We start from the raw sequence: 17,053 nt of genomic DNA on the forward strand, positions 1-17,053 counted from the left end.
CCCCCGCTCCTGCCCCCGCCGCTGAGGCCGGCGGCCGCGACGACGGTCCCGTACCCGTGATCTCCCCCCTCGTACGACGACTCGCGCGCGAGAACGGCCTGGAACTGCGGGAGTTGACGGGTTCCGGGCGGGACGGACTGATTCTGCGGGCGGATGTCGAGAAGGCGCTCCGCGCGGCGGCGACCCTGGAGGCGACCACACAGGAAGCGACCCTCCTCCCCCCGGCCACGCTCCCCGCGACAGGGACAGCCACAGCGACCGCGACCACGATCACGACCGACACCGACGGAGTCACCCGCACCCCCCTCCGCGGCATCCGCGGCGCCGTGGCCGACAAGCTCTCCCGCAGTCGCCGGGAGATCCCCGACGCGACCTGCTGGGTGGACGCCGACGCGACGGAGCTGATGCGTGCCCGTGCGGCCATGAACGCCGCCGGTGGGCCCAAGATCTCCGTGCTCGCGCTCCTCGCCAGGATCTGCACGGCCGCGCTGGCCCGGTTCCCGGAGCTCAACTCCAGCGTGGACATGGAGGCGAGGGAGATCGTCCGCTTCGACCGGGTCCACCTCGGCTTCGCCGCGCAGACCGAGCGCGGGCTGGTCGTACCCGTCGTACGGGACGCGCAGGCGCGGGACGCGGAGGCGCTGAGCACGGAGTTCGCGCGGCTCACCGAGGCGGCACGGACAGGGACACTCACGCCCGGAGACCTCACCGGCGGGACCTTCACGCTCAACAACTACGGGGTGTTCGGCGTCGACGGCTCCACGCCGATCATCAACCACCCCGAGGCGGCCATGCTCGGCGTCGGCCGTATCGTCCCCAAACCCTGGGTGCACGAGGGCGAGTTGGCGGTGCGGCAGGTCGTGCAGCTCTCGCTCACCTTCGACCACCGGGTGTGCGACGGCGGTACGGTGGGCGGTTTCCTGCGGTATGTGGCGGACTGCGCGGAACAGCCGGCGGTGCTGTTGCGCAACCTGTGATCACGGCGGCGCGGACACGTTCCCTGTGATCAGGGCGGGACGCATACTCGGGGGGTGACCGCGTACGAGCCCTCCGACGCCGTGCCCGGCGACGCGTACGACGCCGTCGTGCTCGCCGGTGGTGCCGCCCGGAGACTCGGCGGCGCCGACAAGCCGGGCCTACGGGTGGGCGGCCGGGCGCTGCTCGACCGGGTGCTCGGTGCCTGTGCCGACGCCGGGACCACGGTCGTCGTAGCCGACCCGAGGCCCACCGCCCGGCCGGTGCGCTGGGCGCGCGAGGACCCGCCCGGCGCGGGCCCCGTCGCCGCGCTCGACGCCGGTCTGCGCCACACCACCGCCGAGGCCGTCGTGGCCCTCTCGGCCGACCTGCCGTTCCTCGAAGTGGCCACCGTACGGCGGCTGTTGACCGCCCTGCGGAGCAGTGGCGCCGAAGGGGTGCTGCTCACCGACACCGACGGGCGCGACCAGCCGCTCGTGGCCGCGTACCGCGTGTCGGCGCTCCGCCGGGAACTGAGCGCACTCTCCAATGAGCCCGGCGGCCTCACCGGGCTGCCCCTGCGCCGGCTGACCGCCGCGCTCGATCTCACCCGCGTCCCCGACCCCGTCGCGTCCTTCGACTGCGACACCTGGGACGACCTCGCCACCGCCAGGGCACGCATCAGGGAGCATGGGCACGTGTTGGATGAATGGATTTCCGCAGTCAAGGACGAACTGGGCATCGACCTGGACGTCGACACCGGCATCCTGCTCGACCTCGCCCGCGACGCCGCCCACGGGGTGGCCAGGCCCGCCGCGCCGCTGACCACCTTCCTGGTCGGCTATGCGGCGGCGCAGGGCAAGGGCGGCCCCGAAGCCGTCGCCGAGGCCGCGCGCAAGGCCGTCGCCCTCGCGCTGCGCTGGGCGGACGAGGAGACCTCCGGGCCCACGCCCGACGCGACGTCCGAGGCAGCCCCCGAGACGAAGTCCGCCCCTGGCCCCGGCGCACCGTCCGATCCCGCGCCGGACGCCGCCCCCAAGTCCGCGTCCGGGGCGAAGTCCGACGCCGCCCCCGACACCAAGCTCCGGACAAAGTCCGGCGCCGCGCCGGAGGCCGCGCCCGGATCGAACCCCTGCGCCCCGTCCACCCCGCACCCGGACTCCACCGCATGACCGCGCGCGGCACGCACACGCACGCCGGCGAGCACGCCCAGGATGCCGAGGACCTCGACGTCGATGAGGTGCTCGCCCTCGTGAACGAAGGCAGCACCGGCGACTCCGCCGTGCCCTCACCCCCACCGCGGGGCACGCCGCAGACCTCCGGCGCTCCCCGCAAGCCCGACACCGATCAGCACAGGGCCACTCCCTGGCCCGAGGCCCGCGCGATCGCCGGACGCGCCGCACGTACCGGTTCCCGCCGCGCCCCCGTCTCCGTGGTCCTCGACTCCGCCCTCAGTCTCGTCCTGGCCGCGCCGCTCGTCGCGCTCAGCGACCTGCCCTCGTTCGACACCTCGGCGATGGACGGCTGGGCGGTCGCGGGCCCCGGCCCCTGGGCCGTACGCGAGGACGGGGTGCTCGCCGGGCACGCGCGGTCCGAGCCGCTGAGTGACGGCGAGGCCGTGCGGATCGCGACCGGCGCACGTGTTCCCGCGGACGCCACCGCCGTCATCCGCAGCGAGCACGGCCGTACCGACGACAAGGGCCGCCTCCACGCGGCCCGGGACCTCGGACACGGCCAGGACATCCGCCCGCGCGGGCAGGAGTGCCGCAGCGGCGACCAGTTGCTGCCCGGCGGCACCCTGGTGACCCCGCCGGTACTCGGCCTCGCCGCGGCCGCCGGGTACGACACGCTCACCGTCGTCCCCCGCCCCCGGGTCGAAGTCCTCATCCTGGGCGACGAGTTGCTCACTGAGGGGCTGCCCCGGGAGGGACTGATCCGGGACGCGCTCGGGCCGATGCTGCCGTCCTGGCTGCGCGCGCTCGGCGCCGAGGTCACCGCGGTCCGGCGGCTCGGTGACGACGAGAAGGTGCTGCACAAGGCGATCACGGGCAGCACCGCCGACCTCATCGTCACCACCGGCGGCACCGCCTCCGGCCCGGTCGACCACGTCCACCCCACCCTGCGCCGCATCGGCGCCGAGCTCCTCGTGGACGGCGTGAAGGTACGCCCCGGCCACCCCATGCTGCTGGCCCGCATCAAGGACGACCAGCACCTCGTCGGCCTGCCCGGCAACCCCCTTGCGGCGATCTCCGGCCTGCTCACCCTCGCCGAACCGCTGCTGCGGACCCTGTCGGCACACCCCGCCCCGGAGCCGTACGAGCTGCCCCTCCAGGACGCGGTGCACGGGCATCCGTACGACACCCGGCTCATCCCCGTCGTTCTGCGCGGCGACTGTGCCGTGCCGCTGCACTACAACGGCCCGGCCATGCTGCGGGGGATCGCGGGGGCCGACGCGCTCGCGGTCGTACCGCCGGGTGGTGCGCGGCAGGGGCAGCAGGCGGAACTCATCGATCTGCCCTGGGCGGCCGCCGGGATCGGGGTGTGTTTCACGTGAAACAGTCGGGCCATGATGCGATCGCCCGCCAGGCGGACGAACATCTCGTGACCCATCGGGTGGAACTCCCGAAGAAAGTGGTCGAGCACCCCTTCCAGCAGGTCGCGAAACGGCTGTCCATCGCGCTGTTCCTGCTCGTCGCGACCGCGCTGATCGTCTATGCCGACCACGAGGGCTACAACGACAACTCGGACGGCTCGGTCGACCTCCTCGACGCCTTCTACTACGCCACGGTCACGCTCTCGACCACCGGCTACGGCGACATCACCCCGGTCAGCGACGGCGCCCGGCTCACCAACATTCTCGTCGTCACGCCGTTGCGCGTGCTGTTCCTGATCGTCCTGGTCGGCACCACCCTCGAAGTCCTCACCGAACGCACGCGGGAGGAATGGCGTCTCAACCGCTGGAGGTCCACGTTGCGGGATCACACCGTCGTCATCGGCTTCGGTACGAAGGGGCGGTCGGCGATCCAGACCGTGTGCGCGACGGGGCTGAAGAAGGAACAGGTCGTCGTGGTCGACCCCAGCGGGAAGGCGATCGAGGCGGCGAGTAGCGAGGGGTACGTCGGAGTCGTCGGGGACGCCACCCGCAGCGAGGTTCTCAAGCGCGCCGAGGTGCACAAGGCGCGGCAGATCATCATCGCGACGCAGCGCGACGACACGGCCGTGCTGGTGACCCTCACGGCCCGGCAGCTCAACCGCGGCGCGAAGATCGTCGCCGCGGTCCGCGAGGAGGAGAACGCGCCGCTGCTCAAGCAGTCCGGCGCCGACGCCGTCATCACCAGCGCCAGCGCGGCCGGCCGCCTGCTCGGCCTGTCCGTGCTCAGCCCCGCCGCCGGCATGGTCATGGAGGACCTCATCCAGCAGGGCAGCGGCCTCGACATGACCGAACGCCCGGTCATAAAGGCCGAGGTCGGCAAGTCGCCGCGCGACACGGACGACCTGGTGGTGAGCGTCGTACGCGGACACCGGGTGCTCGGCTACGACGATCCGGCCATCGGATCCCTTCAGCTGACGGACCGGCTCATCACGATCGTGCGGGTCTCACCGGGTTCGCAGGTCACGCCGCACACCCGGCCGTTGCCGGAGTGACACACCTCGGCCGTTGCCGCAGCGACAGACCTTCGGCGGCCGGCCGCGTGACGAGGAGTAGCGTCGGCCTCATGTATGCGATCACGATTCCCGAACCTGGTGGACCCGAAGCGCTGGTGTGGGGCGAGGTCCCGGACCCGGTGCCCGGCGAGGGCGAGGTCCTGGTCGAGGTGGTGGCCAGCGCGGTCAACCGGGCCGACATCATGCAGCGCCAGGGCTTCTACGACCCGCCGCCCGGCGCGTCCCGCTACCCCGGTCTCGAATGCTCCGGCCGGATCACCGAGATCGGCCCCGGGGTGTCCGGCTGGTCGGTCGGCGACGAGGTGTGCGCGCTGCTCGCGGGCGGCGGTTACGCCCAGAAGGTCGCCGTTCCGGCCGGGCAGCTGCTGCCCGTGCCCGCCGGCGTCGACCTCAAGCGGGCCGCCGCGCTGCCCGAGGTGGTCTGCACGGTCTGGTCGAACGTCTTCATGGTCGCCCACCTCCGTCCCGCCGAGACGCTCCTCGTGCACGGCGGTTCCAGCGGCATCGGCACCATGGCGATCCAGCTCGCCAAGGCCGTCGGCGCGAAGGTCGCCGTCACCGCCGGCACGAAGGAAAAGCTCGACTACTGCGCCGAGTTGGGCGCCGACATCCTGATCAACTACCGCGAGCAGGACTTCGTCGCCGAGATCCAGCAGGCCACGGGTGGTGCGGGCGCCGACGTCATCCTCGACAACATGGGCGCCAAGTACCTGGACCGCAACGTCCAGGCCCTCGCCGTCAACGGCAGGCTCGCGATCATCGGGATGCAGGGCGGTATCAAGGCCGAGCTGAACATCGCCGCCCTCCTCGGCAAGCGGGCCGCGATCAGCGCGACCTCGCTGCGGGCCCGCCCGCTCGGCGAGAAGGCGGCCATCGTCGCCGCCGTACGTGAGCATGTGTGGCCGCTGATCGAGGGCGGTCACGTACGGGCGGTCGTCGACCGGGAGCTGCCGATGAGCGAGGCGGGGACCGCGCACCAGGTGCTGGAGGACAGCGGGCACATCGGCAAGGTGCTGCTCGTCGCGCCGTAGGCCCGGCAGCTCCTAGCCACGGCGCACCCGGAGCGCGATGAAGGCGAGGCCCAGGCCGAGCCCGATGAGGATCAGGCCGCTGCCCAGCGGCAGGATCCGCAGCACGGGCTCGGCGGGGTCCTCGGCGTGGGTGACCGTCTGGTGCCGGGGCTGGAGCGGCGGGGAGGTCGGCACGGGTGCCGCCACCTGAGGGGACTCGGAGTCGGCGGGCGCGGGACTGGCGGGACCGGCGGAGCTGTCCGCGTGGCTCCCGTCGTCGTCACCGTCCGCTTTCAGGCCGGCCGTGTCATCGCCGTCGCCCTCGCCGCCGCCTCCGCTCTCGTCCTCGTCCGCCGTCGGCTCCGCGGTACGTCCCGGCCGTTGCCGCCCTTCGCCGGCCAGGTTTCCGGCCCTGGACGGTTCGGCGGACGGACGGGCGGCGTCGGGGCCGGAAGCAGGCCTCAAGGCGGAGGCGGAGGCTGAGGTCGAAGCAGAGACCGAGGCGGAGCCGGATGCGGGCGCCGTGACCGCGACGCGACCACCCCCGGCACCATCGGCACCACCGGTGCTCCAGGCACCCCCGGTGCTCGCACCGCTCCCCGCCTCCACTCCGTACGCCAGGACACCTCCGTACGCCGGAGCACCTCCGTACGGACTCACCACCGCGCCGGTGCCCAGCACCAGCAGCAGTCCCGTTGTGCGAAGCCATGGAGTCACGTCCGTGACCCCCTCCCGAGCCGAGGCGGCAAGATCGACGCGACCAGCGTCACATCGGCCGGGCGCTCCGGCACTCCGGGTTCGGCCAAGCGGAAACGGTCGATCACCCTTCGAGGGGGGGCACCACGGTGGTGAGGCGTGCGAGTGCGAGAGAATGGCGGCATGGAGATGCCGAGGAACGAAAGGTCACCGGAGAAGCCTCAAATCCTGGTCGTGGGACAGGACGGGATGGCGCTCGGTGGCACCGGGGACGAGGACTCCCGCGAGATCCCGGTGACGGAGATGGTGGAGCAGCCGGCCAAGGTCATGCGGATCGGCAGCATGATCAAGCAGCTTCTTGAGGAGGTGCGTGCGGCTCCCCTCGACGAAGCCAGCCGGGCCCGGCTCAAGGAGATCCACCGCAGCTCCGTGAAGGAGCTGGAGGACGGTCTGGCGCCCGAGCTGGTGGAGGAGCTGGAGCGGCTGTCGCTGCCGTTCACGGACGACGTGACGCCGAGCGACGCGGAACTGCGCATCTCGCAGGCCCAGTTGGTGGGCTGGCTGGAGGGGCTGTTCCACGGGATCCAGACCACGCTGTTCGCCCAGCAGATGGCCGCGCGGGCGCAGCTGGAGCAGATGCGCCGGGCCCTGCCGCCGGGTGTCGGTGACGGCGCCGAGGAGGGGCAGCCGGGCGGCGGCCGCGTGGGCGGCCCGTACCTGTAGTACCCGCACACGAACCCGCCTGTAGTACCCGCACCCGAACCCGCACCGTCAAAAGGGCCCGGCAGCCGATGCCGCCGGGCCCTTCCGCATGACCGTCACCGGGGTCGGGGCGGGTCGCTCTCCGGGGTCAGGACGGGTTGCCCGTCGACACGCCCAGCTGGATCTGGGGCATGTCCTTGGGGTCCACGTCCGTGCCGGCCGCCGGGAACTGGTCCATGACCGTGCCCTGGCCGTAGGTGTTCTCGTCCTCGGACTTGATCTTCACCTTCCAGCCCGCGGCCTGGAGGCAGGACTTGACCGAGTCGATGTACTTGAACTGGAAGTTCGGGATCTGGATCTTGCTGGGGTCGTTGTACGACTCCTCGGGCTCCTTGCACTCGGTCGTCGCGATCGTCTTCGACGTGTCGCCGTCGCGGTGCCCCTCGACCGCGGTCGCCGAGGTGCTCGTGCTCGCGCTGCTGTCGCTGCCCTTCGCGTCGTCGTCGCCGCCGTTGTTCATCGACAGGGCGACGATCAGCGCGCCGACCGCGACGAGGGCGACGACGACCGAGCCGATGATCACCGGTCTGCTGCTCCTGCCGCCGCCTCCCCCGGAGGCCGGCGTCGGGTGCTGCGGGGTCAGGTTGTACGGCGGCGGGGTCGAGATGCCCTGCTGCCCGAACCCGACCGAGGGCTGCGGCTGGTAGCCCGCCTGCTGCGGATAGCCGTAGGCCGGTGCCGGCGCGGGTGTGCCGCCGTAGGGGCCCGGCTGGTACGGCGTCTGTACGGGGCCGGTGGGTGCGGGGGCCGCCTGGTCGACCGGCGGGAAGACCGCGGAGCCGACGCCCGCGCCGCTCTGCGCGGGCGCGCCCGGCACGATGCTCGGGGCCGCCGCGTGCAGCGAGGACACGACCCGCAGGCACTCGTCGCGCATGGCCTCGGCGCTGGGGAAGCGCTCGTTCGGGTTCTTCTTCAGCGCGCGGGCGACCAGCGCGTCCACGGCCGGCGGCAGGGAACGGTTGATCGAGGAGGGCGCGACCGGCTCCTCCTGCACATGCGCGTACGCGATGGCCAGCGGCGAGTCCGCGTCGAACGGCAGCCGCCCGGTGACCAGTTGGAACAGCATGATGCCGACCGAGTACAGGTCGCTGCGCGCGTCCACGCCCCGGCCGAGCGCCTGCTCCGGCGAGAGGTACTGCGGGGTGCCGACGACCATGCCGGTCTGGGTCATCGAGGTGACCCCGGACTGCATGGCGCGGGCGATGCCGAAGTCCATGACCTTGACGACACCGCGCTTGGTCATCATCACGTTGCCCGGCTTGATGTCCCGGTGGACCAGGCCCATCTCGTGGCTGATGTCCAGGGCGGCCAGCACGTCCCCGGTGATCTTCAGCGCCTTGTCGGCGGGCATCGCGCCGAACTGCCGTACGTCCTCGTCGAGCACGGAGCCGAGCGGGCGGCCCTCGACGTACTCCATGACGATGTACGGCATCGTCGCGCCGTCCAGCGCGTCCTCGCCGGTGTCGAAGACGGAGACGATGTTGGTGTGGGTGAGCTTGGCCACGGCCTGGGCCTCGCGGCGGAAGCGCTCGCGGAAGGCCTGTTCCCGGCCGAGTTCGGTGTGCAGTGTCTTGATCGCGACCTGACGGTCGAGCACCGAGTCGTACGCCAGGTGCACCGAGGCCATGCCGCCCTCGCCGAGCAGGTCGCGCAGTTGATAGCGGCCACCTGCGAACGCACGCCCCGCATACCGGTCCTGTGGGCCGTCCTGGCTCATGTTCCGTGTCCCCCATCGGCGCCGGCTCGGTGATCGAAAGTGTCATTCCCGGCCAAGTCTGCCGGAGGGCACTGACACGTCAAGCGCGGTGCCCGATCCGTGACCGTACGCGAAAGAAGAGTCGTGGAAGCGTTACAGGTGCTGTACCGGCGGTACACAGAATTTGCACGACGGCGCGTGATACCGATTTGATGGCCGGTCCGTCTACGGACGATTCCGGCACTGATCCCGGAACGGCGGCTTGCGCCGAGCCTGTAGCGTGGCCGACGGAGACCGTAACAACACCGCGCTCACCGCGGGCAGAAACGACGGCGAGGACTGATGGCACAGCAGCACGCTCAGGGCCCGTCCGACCCCGAGGCGGCTGGCGGCGGAATGTCGGACGCACCGGAGCTGTGGGGTAACGGCGGACTGGTCGGCGACGGCCGGTACCGGCTCACCCACAGACTGGGCCGGGGCGGTATGGCCGAGGTTTTCGCGGCCGAGGACGTACGGCTCGGGCGCACGGTCGCGGTCAAGCTGCTCCGTTCCGACCTGGCCGAGGACCCGACGTCGAAGGCCCGCTTCACGCGCGAGGCCCAGTCGGTGGCCGGGCTCAACCACCACGCGATCGTCGCCGTGTACGACTCCGGCGAGGACTACGTGGGCGGCATGTCCGTGCCGTACATCGTCATGGAGATCGTCGAAGGACGGACGATCCGCGACCTCCTCCTCAACGCCGAGGCGCCCGGGCCCGAGCAGGCCCTGATCATCGTCTCCGGTGTCCTGGAGGCGCTCGCCTACTCGCACCAGCACGGCATCGTGCACCGCGACATCAAGCCCGCGAACGTGATCATCACGCACAACGGCGCCGTGAAGGTCATGGACTTCGGCATCGCGCGCGCCCTGCACGGGGCGTCCACGACGATGACGCAGACCGGCATGGTCATGGGCACCCCCCAGTACCTCTCCCCGGAGCAGGCGCTCGGCAAGGCCGTCGACCACCGCTCCGACCTGTACGCGACGGGCTGCCTCCTCTACGAACTCCTCGCGCTGCGGCCCCCGTTCACCGGCGAGACGCCCCTGTCGGTGGTCTACCAGCACGTCCAGGACATCCCGGTCCCGCCGTCCCAGACCTCGAACGGCGTCTGCCCGCCGGAGCTCGACGGCCTCGTCATGCGCTCCCTCGCCAAGGACCCGGACGACCGCTTCCAGACGGCCGAGGAGATGCGCGGGCTCGTCCAGTACGGCCTGCAGATGCTCTACGACCAGGGCGGCCACACCGGCACCTGGAACACCGGCCCGGTGACCGTGGCGAACGGGCAGGGGACCCCGCCCGGGGGCTTCGCCGGTACGACCGTGATGCCCCAGGACTCCTCCGGCACCACGCAGATCCCGCAGCCGATCCTGCCCGGCGGCTACGGCAACGGCGACGACGGTGGCTTCGAGGGGCACGGCAACCACGGCAGCGGCCGCGGCAAGCTGTGGATCCTCGCGGTGCTCGCGGTGATCGCCATCGCGGCGGGTGTCGCGCTGGCCCTGAACACCACGGGCAACGGCAGCGGCGGTTCGGGCACCACCCAGTCGCCGACCACCTCGCAGTCCGCGACCGACGACACGGCCACGGAGTCGCCGAGCGACGACACGACCGCCTCGCCGACCGACACGGACACGGACGACAGCGGCACGAGTTCGGGTTCGGACTACACGCCGTCGTACACGCCCTCGTACACCCCGACCGAGACGGCCACCGAGGAGCCGTCGAGCACGCCGACCCCGTCGGCCACCAAGTCGGCGCCGAGCACCCCGTCGGCGACGGCCTCGGCGGACCCGACGGACACGGGCGGCACCGGCGACGACGGCGGGGACGACGGCGGCACCGTCACGGGCGCCCTGGGCGGCTGACCCGGCCCGGATCACCGGCACCGACGCACTCACGCGCGCGTGCACCCCGTAACAGGGGTCCACGCGCGCGTGCCGTTCACCGGTGCCCCTGGGGGGCGCCCTCCGCGAACGCCTCGCACACCGCGTCGTACTCCCGCGTCCACCACACCGCGAGCGCCGAGGCGGCCGGGAACTGGGGGTCCGCGCGGGTGTCGCCGCGTTCGTAGTGCCAGCGCAGCATCCAGAAGTCGTTGAGCCGCTCCCACCACACCCGGTGCACGGCGGCGGCGAGTTCGGCGGGGCCGGCGCGCGCCGAACGCCGGTACGCGTGTGCGTACGCCCGCACCTTCGGCAGGTCCAGGGTCCCGTCGGGCCGTACGAAGAAGATCGCGGCGGCGCGTACGGCCTCCTCGGCGCGGGGCTGTACGCCGAGGCGGTCCCAGTCGACGATCGCGGCGGGGGCGTCGCCCTTGTAGAGCAGGTTGAACGGGTGGAAGTCCCCGTGCACCCACGCCACGGAGGCCCCGCGCGGCGGCCGTCGGTCCGCGTGCCGTTCCAGCAGTTCGCGCCGCTCCAGCAGCCGGTGGCGGGCCAGTTCGTCGAAGGCGTCGGCGGGCCGGTGCCGGCGGACGTGCCCGAGCAGGTCCTCGATGAGGGCGAAGGTGTCGGCGGGGTCGGCACCCGGCGCGCACTCCTCCCGCCGCCCCGGCATGACCCGCTCCAGGCTCGCGTGGACGACCCCCAGGAGCGCGCCGAGGCGCCCGCACTGGACGGTGGTCAGCTGGCCGCCGTGGCGGTGTCTGCCGTCGATCCAGGGGTGCAGGGCGTAGGCGTGACCGCCGACGACGGCGACCGTACGGCCGTCGCGGGCGGGCAGCGGGGGTGCCACGGGGACGCCGAGGTCGGCCAGGCGCCGGGTCGCGGTGTGCTGGCGGGCGATCGCCGCCGGGTCCGCGGTCTCGGGGTCGAAGTGGTGCTTGAGGAAGTAGCGGCCCTGGGTCGTGCGGAGCCGGTAGCCGCGGTTCAGGAGGCCCTGTTCGACGGGTTCGCAGGTGACGGCGGACCCGGCGGCGTACTGGCGGAGGAGGGCGCCCAGCGGGGGCGCGTGGGGCACGAGGGGTGGTACACGTAAGGGCGGCACGCGGCCGATGCTAGGGCACGGGACGGGGCCGTGAGCTGCGGTTTGTCACAGAAAGTCACCAGTCGGTCCGTGATGGTCGCTTTCGGTCACAGGGTGGGCCCGAAGTGGCGTTCCAGGCCGCCGTCCGTCGAATGCACGGTGCTGAGCCGCGGCTCGATGCGCAGGTACACCATCGCGCCCCGGGTCGGGCCGAAACGCTCGACCTGCTCCGCCGTCGGCTCGTGCGGCTCGCACGCGCCGATCACCTGCACGGACCACAGGTCGTCATCCGGGCCGGCCGAGTCCAGGTTGTCGGCGCCGTACGCGACGACACGGTCCACGCACGCGTGGTGGTGGCCGTGGCTCCGGGGCATCCGCAGCAGCAGCCGCTCGTCCGCCACGATGTGACGGGCGGGTGCCAGGAAGGGCAGCGCCCCCAGGGTGGTGGCCACCCGGCCGCGGTCGGTGCGCGCGAGCAGATCGACGGCGAGCTGTTCGTCGGTGGGCATGCACTTACTGTCGGATGAACGACCCCTCCGGGGGAGGGGTCTTTGGTCCCTAATACCGCTGCTGCTCGACCTGTCTCTGTGCTTGTTTCCGCGCCACATAGGCAGCCGCCTGCGAGCGCCGCTCCATACCGAGTTTGGAAAGCAGACTCGACACGTAGTTCTTGATGGTCTTCTCCGCGAGGTGCAGCCGCTCGCCGATCGCCCGGTTGGTGAGCCCCTCCCCGATCAGGTCGAGGATCCTGCGCTCCTGGTCGGTGAGGGAGTCGAACTTCTCGTCCTGTTGCGGGCCGCCGTTGCGCAGCCGCTCCAGCACCCGGGCGGTCGCCACCGGGTCGAGCAGCGACCTGCCGGCCGCGACGTCCCGTACGGCACTCAGCAGTTCGTTGCCCCGGATGGCCTTCAGGACGTACCCGGAGGCACCCGCCATGATCGCGTCGAAGAGGGCCTCGTCGTCCGCGAACGAGGTCAGCATCAGGCACTTCACGGACTCGTCCCGCGCGCGGATCTCACGGCACACCTCGACCCCGCTGCCGTCCGGGAGCCGTACGTCGAGAATCGCCACATCGGGGTGTGTGGCCGGGATCCGTACCAGCGCGTCGGCCGCCGTGCCGGCCTCGCCGACCACCTCGATGTCGTCCTCGACCGAGAGCATCTCGTGGACACCCCGGCGGACCACTTCATGGTCGTCGAGGAGAAATACGCTGATTTTTCCGACTCCGGGCACGCGGTAAGTCTCACATACGGGCTCTTCCCGTGCCCGAGGTGAGCGGGATAACGTGCCGTTGTTCCGGCCCCCTGCAAGGCTGTGACCAGGACTTGTTCCCGACTTTCGCGATTTACTTGGAAATCCAAGCAAAATCGCAGGTCAGGAGGGGTTTCACAGAATTGTGGAGCACTGGGTAACGTGCCTGTTGCAGGGCGCTCGCCGGGGCACCTGTCACGCCTGCTCCCGACGAACCGCACCCACCCTGTGCGTCCGTGGGGCGCAGGTGAGCCGCACTGGCACCCGGCGAACCCGGGGAGCCGGACCGACGGAGGAGCACACGTGACCGTGGAGAGCACTGCCCCGCGCAAGCCGCGACGCAGCGCCGGAAGCAAGGCCAAGGGCGCCGACCCGGACCTCGTCCAGCTGCTGACGCCCGAGGGCAAGCGAGTCAAGAACGCCAAGACCGCCCCGTACGACAAGTACGTCGCCGGCATCACCCCCGAAGAGCTCCGCGGCCTGTACCGCGACATGGTGCTCACCCGCCGCTTCGACGCCGAGGCCACCGCCCTCCAGCGCCAGGGCGAGCTGGGCCTGTGGGCGTCGCTGCTCGGCCAGGAGGCCGCCCAGATCGGCTCCGGGCGGGCCACCCGCGAGGACGACTACGTCTTCCCGACCTACCGCGAGCACGGCGTCGCCTGGTGCCGCGGGGTCGACCCGACCAACCTGCTGGGCATGTTCCGGGGCGTCAACCACGGCGGCTGGGACCCCAACACGAACAACTTCCACCTCTACACGATCGTCATCGGCTCGCAGACCCTGCACGCCACGGGCTACGCGATGGGCGTGACCATGGACGGCGCCGACAGCGCCGTCATCGCGTACTTCGGGGACGGCGCCTCCAGCCAGGGCGACGTCGCCGAGTCGTTCACGTTCTCCGCGGTCTACAACGCCCCGGTCGTGTTCTTCTGCCAGAACAACCAGTGGGCCATCTCCGAGCCCACCGAGAAGCAGACCCGCGTCCCGCTCTACCAGCGTGCGCAGGGCTACGGCTTCCCGGGCGTCCGCGTCGACGGCAACGACGTCCTGGCCTGTCTCGCCGTCACCAAGTGGGCGCTGGAGCGGGCCCGCAACGGTGAGGGCCCGACGCTCGTCGAGGCGTACACCTACCGCATGGGCGCGCACACCACCTCCGACGACCCGACCAAGTACCGGGCCGACGAGGAGCGCGAGTCCTGGGAGGCGAAGGACCCGATCCTGCGCCTGCGCGCGTACCTCGAAGCCTCGCATCACGCGGATGAGGGATTTTTCGCGGAACTCGAGACGGAGAGCGAGGCGTTGGGCAGGCGAGTGCGCGAAGCGGTCCGTGCCATGCCGGACCCGGACCGGTTCGCCATCTTCGAGCACGTGTACGCGGACGGGCACGCGCTCGTCGACGAGGAGAGGGCCCAGTTCGCCGCCTACCAGGCGTCGTTCGCGGACGCAGAAGGGGGTAAGTGACATGGCGGAGACCACGACGCTCAAGAACCTGCCGCTGGCCAAGGCGATCAACGAATCGCTGCGCGCCGCCCTGGAGTCCGACCCCAAGGTCCTCATCATGGGCGAGGACGTCGGCAAGCTCGGCGGCGTCTTCCGCGTCACGGACGGCCTCCAGAAGGACTTCGGCGAGCGCAGGGTGGTCGACACCCCGCTGGCCGAGTCCGGCATCGTGGGCACGGCCATCGGTCTGGCCCTCCGCGGCTACCGCCCGGTCGTGGAGATCCAGTTCGACGGCTTCGTCTTCCCGGCCTACGACCAGATCGTCACCCAGCTCGCCAAGATGCACGCGCGCTCCCTGGGCAAGGTCAAGCTCCCCGTCGTCGTCCGCATCCCCTACGGCGGCGGCATCGGCGCGGTGGAACACCACTCGGAGTCCCCGGAAGCCCTGTTCGCGCACGTCCCGGGCCTGAAGATCGTCAGCCCCTCGAACTCGTCGGACGCCTACTGGATGATGCAGCAGGCCATCCACAGCGACGACCCGGTGATCTTCTTCGAACCGAAACGCCGCTACTGGGACAAGAGCGACGTCAACACCGAGGCCATCCCCGACCCCCTCCACAAGGCCCGCGTGGTCCGCGAGGGCACGGACCTCACCCTCGCCGCCTACGGACCGATGGTGAAGCTCTGCCAGGAGGCCGCCGACGCGGCCGCCGAGGAGGGCAGGTCCCTGGAGATCCTCGATCTGCGCTCGGTGTCCCCGCTGGACTTCGACGCGATCCAGACGTCGGTCGAGAAGACCCGCCGCCTGGTCGTGGTCCACGAGGCACCGGTGTTCTTCGGCTCCGGCGGCGAGATCGCGGCCCGCATCACGGAGCGCTGCTTCTACCACCTGGAGGCCCCGGTGCTGCGCGTGGGCGGCTATCACGCCCCCTACCCGCCGGCCCGCCTGGAGGAGGAGTACCTGCCGAGCCTGGACCGGGTGCTCGACGCCGTCGACCGCGCTCTGGCGTACTGAGGAGAGGGGCCGTGACGACGATGACTGAAGTTGAAGCGTCCGTACGCGAGTTCAAGATGCCGGACGTGGGCGAGGGCCTCACCGAGGCCGAGATCCTCAAGTGGTACGTCCAGGTCGGCGACACCGTCACCGACGGCCAGGTCGTCTGCGAGGTGGAGACGGCGAAGGCCGCGGTGGAACTGCCCATCCCGTACGACGGGGTGGTGCGCGAGCTGCGCTTCCCGGAGGGCACGACGGTGGACGTGGGCACGTCCATCATCGCGGTGGACGTGTCCGGGGGCGCGGCTCCCGAGGAGACCCCGGCCGCTCCCGTACCGGAGAAGGCGGAGGCGGAGGCGAAGCCCGCGGCTCCGGCCCGTACACCGGTCCTGGTGGGCTACGGCGTCTCCACGTCCGCCACGAAGCGCCGCCCCCGCAAGGGCGTGGAGATCCCGGCCCAGGAGGCGTCGGCGGCGGTCCAGGCGGAGCTGAACGGTCATGCGACCGGGACCGCTGCTGTGCAGTCCCGCCCGCTGGCCAAGCCGCCGGTGCGCAAGCTGGCGAAGGACCTGGGGGTCGACCTTGCGACGGTGACCCCGTCGGGCCCGGACGGCGTCATCACGCGCGAGGACGTGCACGCGGCGGTGGCACCGGTGACGGTGCAGGCACCCGGGCCGGTCGCGCCTTCGGCGCTTTCGGTGCCTTCCGCGACGTACGACTCGGCCCGGGAGACCCGTGTCCCGGTGAAGGGCGTCCGCAAGGCGACGGCGGCGGCGATGGTCGGTTCGGCGTTCACGGCGCCGCATGTCACGGAGTTCGTGACGGTGGACGTGACCCGGACGATGAAGCTGGTCGAGGAACTGAAGCGGTCCGACAAGTACGGGATGGAGGGCCTACGGGTCAACCCGCTCCTGCTGATCGCCAAGGCACTGCTGGTAGCGATCAAGCGCAACCCGGACATCAACGCGTCCTGGGACGAGGCGGCTCAGGAGATCGTCCTCAAGCACTACGTCAACCTCGGCATCGCGGCGGCCACCCCGCGCGGCCTGATCGTGCCGAACATCAAGGACGCCCACGCGAAGACGCTGCCGCAACTGGCGCAGTCGCTGGGCGAGTTGGTGTCGACGGCGAGGGACGGCAAGACGTCCCCGGCGGCGATGCAGGGCGGCACGGTGACCATCACCAACGTCGGCGTCTTCGGCATCGACACCGGCACACCGATCCTCAATCCCGGCGAGTCCGCGATCCTCGCGGTCGGCACGATCAAACTCCAACCGTGGGTCCACAAGGGCAAGGTGAAGCCCCGTCAGGTGACGACGCTGGCGTTGTCCTTCGATCACCGGTTGGTGGACGGGGAGTTGGGGTCGAAGGTGCTGGCGGATGTGGCGGCGATTCTTGAGCAGCCGAAGCGGTTGATCACCTGGGGGTAGTGGGCCAGGGACCAGGGGCCGCGCGACCGTGTTCGCGGCCGTTCTGGTGGGCCTGCTGCTGTCGGCCGCCGCCACCGAGTGGGTGGGTCTGCACTACATCTTCGGCGCGTTCCTCTTCGGTGTGATCCTGCCGCGCACCGGCGGCGAGCG

At 71.4% G+C, this 17,053-nt stretch carries 14 protein-coding genes and 2 pseudogenes; 11 read left to right on the forward strand and 5 right to left on the reverse strand.

Features of this window, described 5'->3' with window-relative positions:
- From ACNFOC_RS34990 to ACNFOC_RS35010, 5 genes and pseudogenes are all read left to right on the forward strand, one after another.
- The coding region (locus tag ACNFOC_RS34990; protein WP_416963069.1) for a dihydrolipoamide acetyltransferase family protein at positions 1–977 on the forward strand (977 nt) is incomplete at its 5' end.
- Between the two features lie 54 nt (positions 978–1,031).
- Positions 1,032–2,126: an NTP transferase domain-containing protein gene (locus ACNFOC_RS34995; protein ID WP_416963070.1), complete on the forward strand. Its 1,095-nt coding sequence runs from the start codon at positions 1,032–1,034 to the stop codon at positions 2,124–2,126.
- Positions 2,123–3,508: pseudogene (locus ACNFOC_RS35000) on the forward strand (molybdopterin molybdotransferase MoeA); the annotation flags it as partial. The gene ACNFOC_RS34995 and the pseudogene ACNFOC_RS35000, both read left to right, overlap by 4 nt.
- Positions 3,505–4,599, forward strand: a complete 1,095-nt coding sequence (locus ACNFOC_RS35005) for a potassium channel family protein (protein ID WP_416963072.1) — start codon at positions 3,505–3,507, stop codon at positions 4,597–4,599. The pseudogene ACNFOC_RS35000 and the gene ACNFOC_RS35005, both read left to right, overlap by 4 nt.
- A 71-nt stretch (positions 4,600–4,670) precedes the next feature.
- Positions 4,671–5,651, forward strand: a complete 981-nt coding sequence (locus tag ACNFOC_RS35010) for an NAD(P)H-quinone oxidoreductase (RefSeq protein WP_416963073.1) — start codon at positions 4,671–4,673, stop codon at positions 5,649–5,651.
- A gap of 12 nt (positions 5,652–5,663) precedes the next feature.
- On the opposite strand, the gene ACNFOC_RS35015 is transcribed toward ACNFOC_RS35010, so the two are convergent.
- A complete protein-coding gene (locus tag ACNFOC_RS35015) occupies positions 5,664–6,347 on the reverse strand; it encodes a hypothetical protein (RefSeq protein WP_416963074.1) in 684 nt (227 codons plus the stop codon).
- A 162-nt stretch (positions 6,348–6,509) separates the two neighbouring features.
- Here ACNFOC_RS35015 and ACNFOC_RS35020 point away from each other — a divergent pair, with 162 nt between their 5' ends.
- Positions 6,510–7,049, forward strand: coding sequence for a bacterial proteasome activator family protein (locus ACNFOC_RS35020; RefSeq protein ID WP_033285359.1), 540 nt, complete (start codon positions 6,510–6,512; stop codon positions 7,047–7,049).
- 127 nt (positions 7,050–7,176) lie between these two features.
- Here the strand turns inward: ACNFOC_RS35020 and ACNFOC_RS35025 are convergent, their stop codons facing one another.
- Positions 7,177–8,805 (reverse strand): protein kinase domain-containing protein, encoded by a 1,629-nt coding sequence (locus ACNFOC_RS35025; RefSeq protein ID WP_416963075.1) that lies wholly within the window; start codon positions 8,803–8,805, stop codon positions 7,177–7,179.
- Between the two features lie 321 nt (positions 8,806–9,126).
- Between ACNFOC_RS35025 and ACNFOC_RS35030 the strand changes: the two genes are divergently transcribed.
- Positions 9,127–10,689 (forward strand): protein kinase domain-containing protein, encoded by a 1,563-nt coding sequence (locus ACNFOC_RS35030; RefSeq protein ID WP_416963076.1) that lies wholly within the window; start codon positions 9,127–9,129, stop codon positions 10,687–10,689.
- Positions 10,690–10,765: 76 nt separating this feature from the next.
- Here ACNFOC_RS35030 and ACNFOC_RS35035 read toward each other — a convergent pair whose 3' ends face one another.
- The 3 genes from ACNFOC_RS35035 to ACNFOC_RS35045 form a co-directional block, all read right to left on the reverse strand.
- Positions 10,766–11,782 (reverse strand): phosphotransferase, encoded by a 1,017-nt coding sequence (locus tag ACNFOC_RS35035; protein ID WP_416963082.1) that lies wholly within the window; start codon positions 11,780–11,782, stop codon positions 10,766–10,768.
- A 113-nt stretch (positions 11,783–11,895) separates the two neighbouring features.
- Complete coding sequence (locus ACNFOC_RS35040; protein WP_416963077.1) at positions 11,896–12,297, reverse strand: pyridoxamine 5'-phosphate oxidase family protein; 402 nt, start codon at positions 12,295–12,297, stop codon at positions 11,896–11,898.
- A 49-nt stretch (positions 12,298–12,346) separates the two neighbouring features.
- Positions 12,347–13,021: a response regulator gene (locus tag ACNFOC_RS35045; RefSeq protein ID WP_416963078.1), complete on the reverse strand. Its 675-nt coding sequence runs from the start codon at positions 13,019–13,021 to the stop codon at positions 12,347–12,349.
- A 321-nt stretch (positions 13,022–13,342) separates the two neighbouring features.
- Between ACNFOC_RS35045 and pdhA the strand changes: the two genes are divergently transcribed.
- The 4 genes and pseudogenes from pdhA to ACNFOC_RS35065 all read left to right on the forward strand — a co-directional run.
- Positions 13,343–14,500, forward strand: a complete 1,158-nt coding sequence (gene pdhA / locus ACNFOC_RS35050; RefSeq protein WP_416963079.1) for a pyruvate dehydrogenase (acetyl-transferring) E1 component subunit alpha — start codon at positions 13,343–13,345, stop codon at positions 14,498–14,500.
- Position 14,501: 1 nt separating this feature from the next.
- Complete coding sequence (locus ACNFOC_RS35055; protein WP_416963080.1) at positions 14,502–15,494, forward strand: alpha-ketoacid dehydrogenase subunit beta; 993 nt, start codon at positions 14,502–14,504, stop codon at positions 15,492–15,494.
- A gap of 11 nt (positions 15,495–15,505) precedes the next feature.
- Positions 15,506–16,903 (forward strand): dihydrolipoamide acetyltransferase family protein, encoded by a 1,398-nt coding sequence (locus ACNFOC_RS35060; RefSeq protein ID WP_416963081.1) that lies wholly within the window; start codon positions 15,506–15,508, stop codon positions 16,901–16,903.
- Positions 16,904–16,931: 28 nt separating this feature from the next.
- A pseudogene (locus ACNFOC_RS35065) lies at positions 16,932–17,053 on the forward strand (cation:proton antiporter); the annotation flags it as partial.

The organism is Streptomyces colwelliae (assembly GCF_048158785.1).
Taxonomy (GTDB): Bacteria; Actinomycetota; Actinomycetes; order Streptomycetales; family Streptomycetaceae; genus Streptomyces.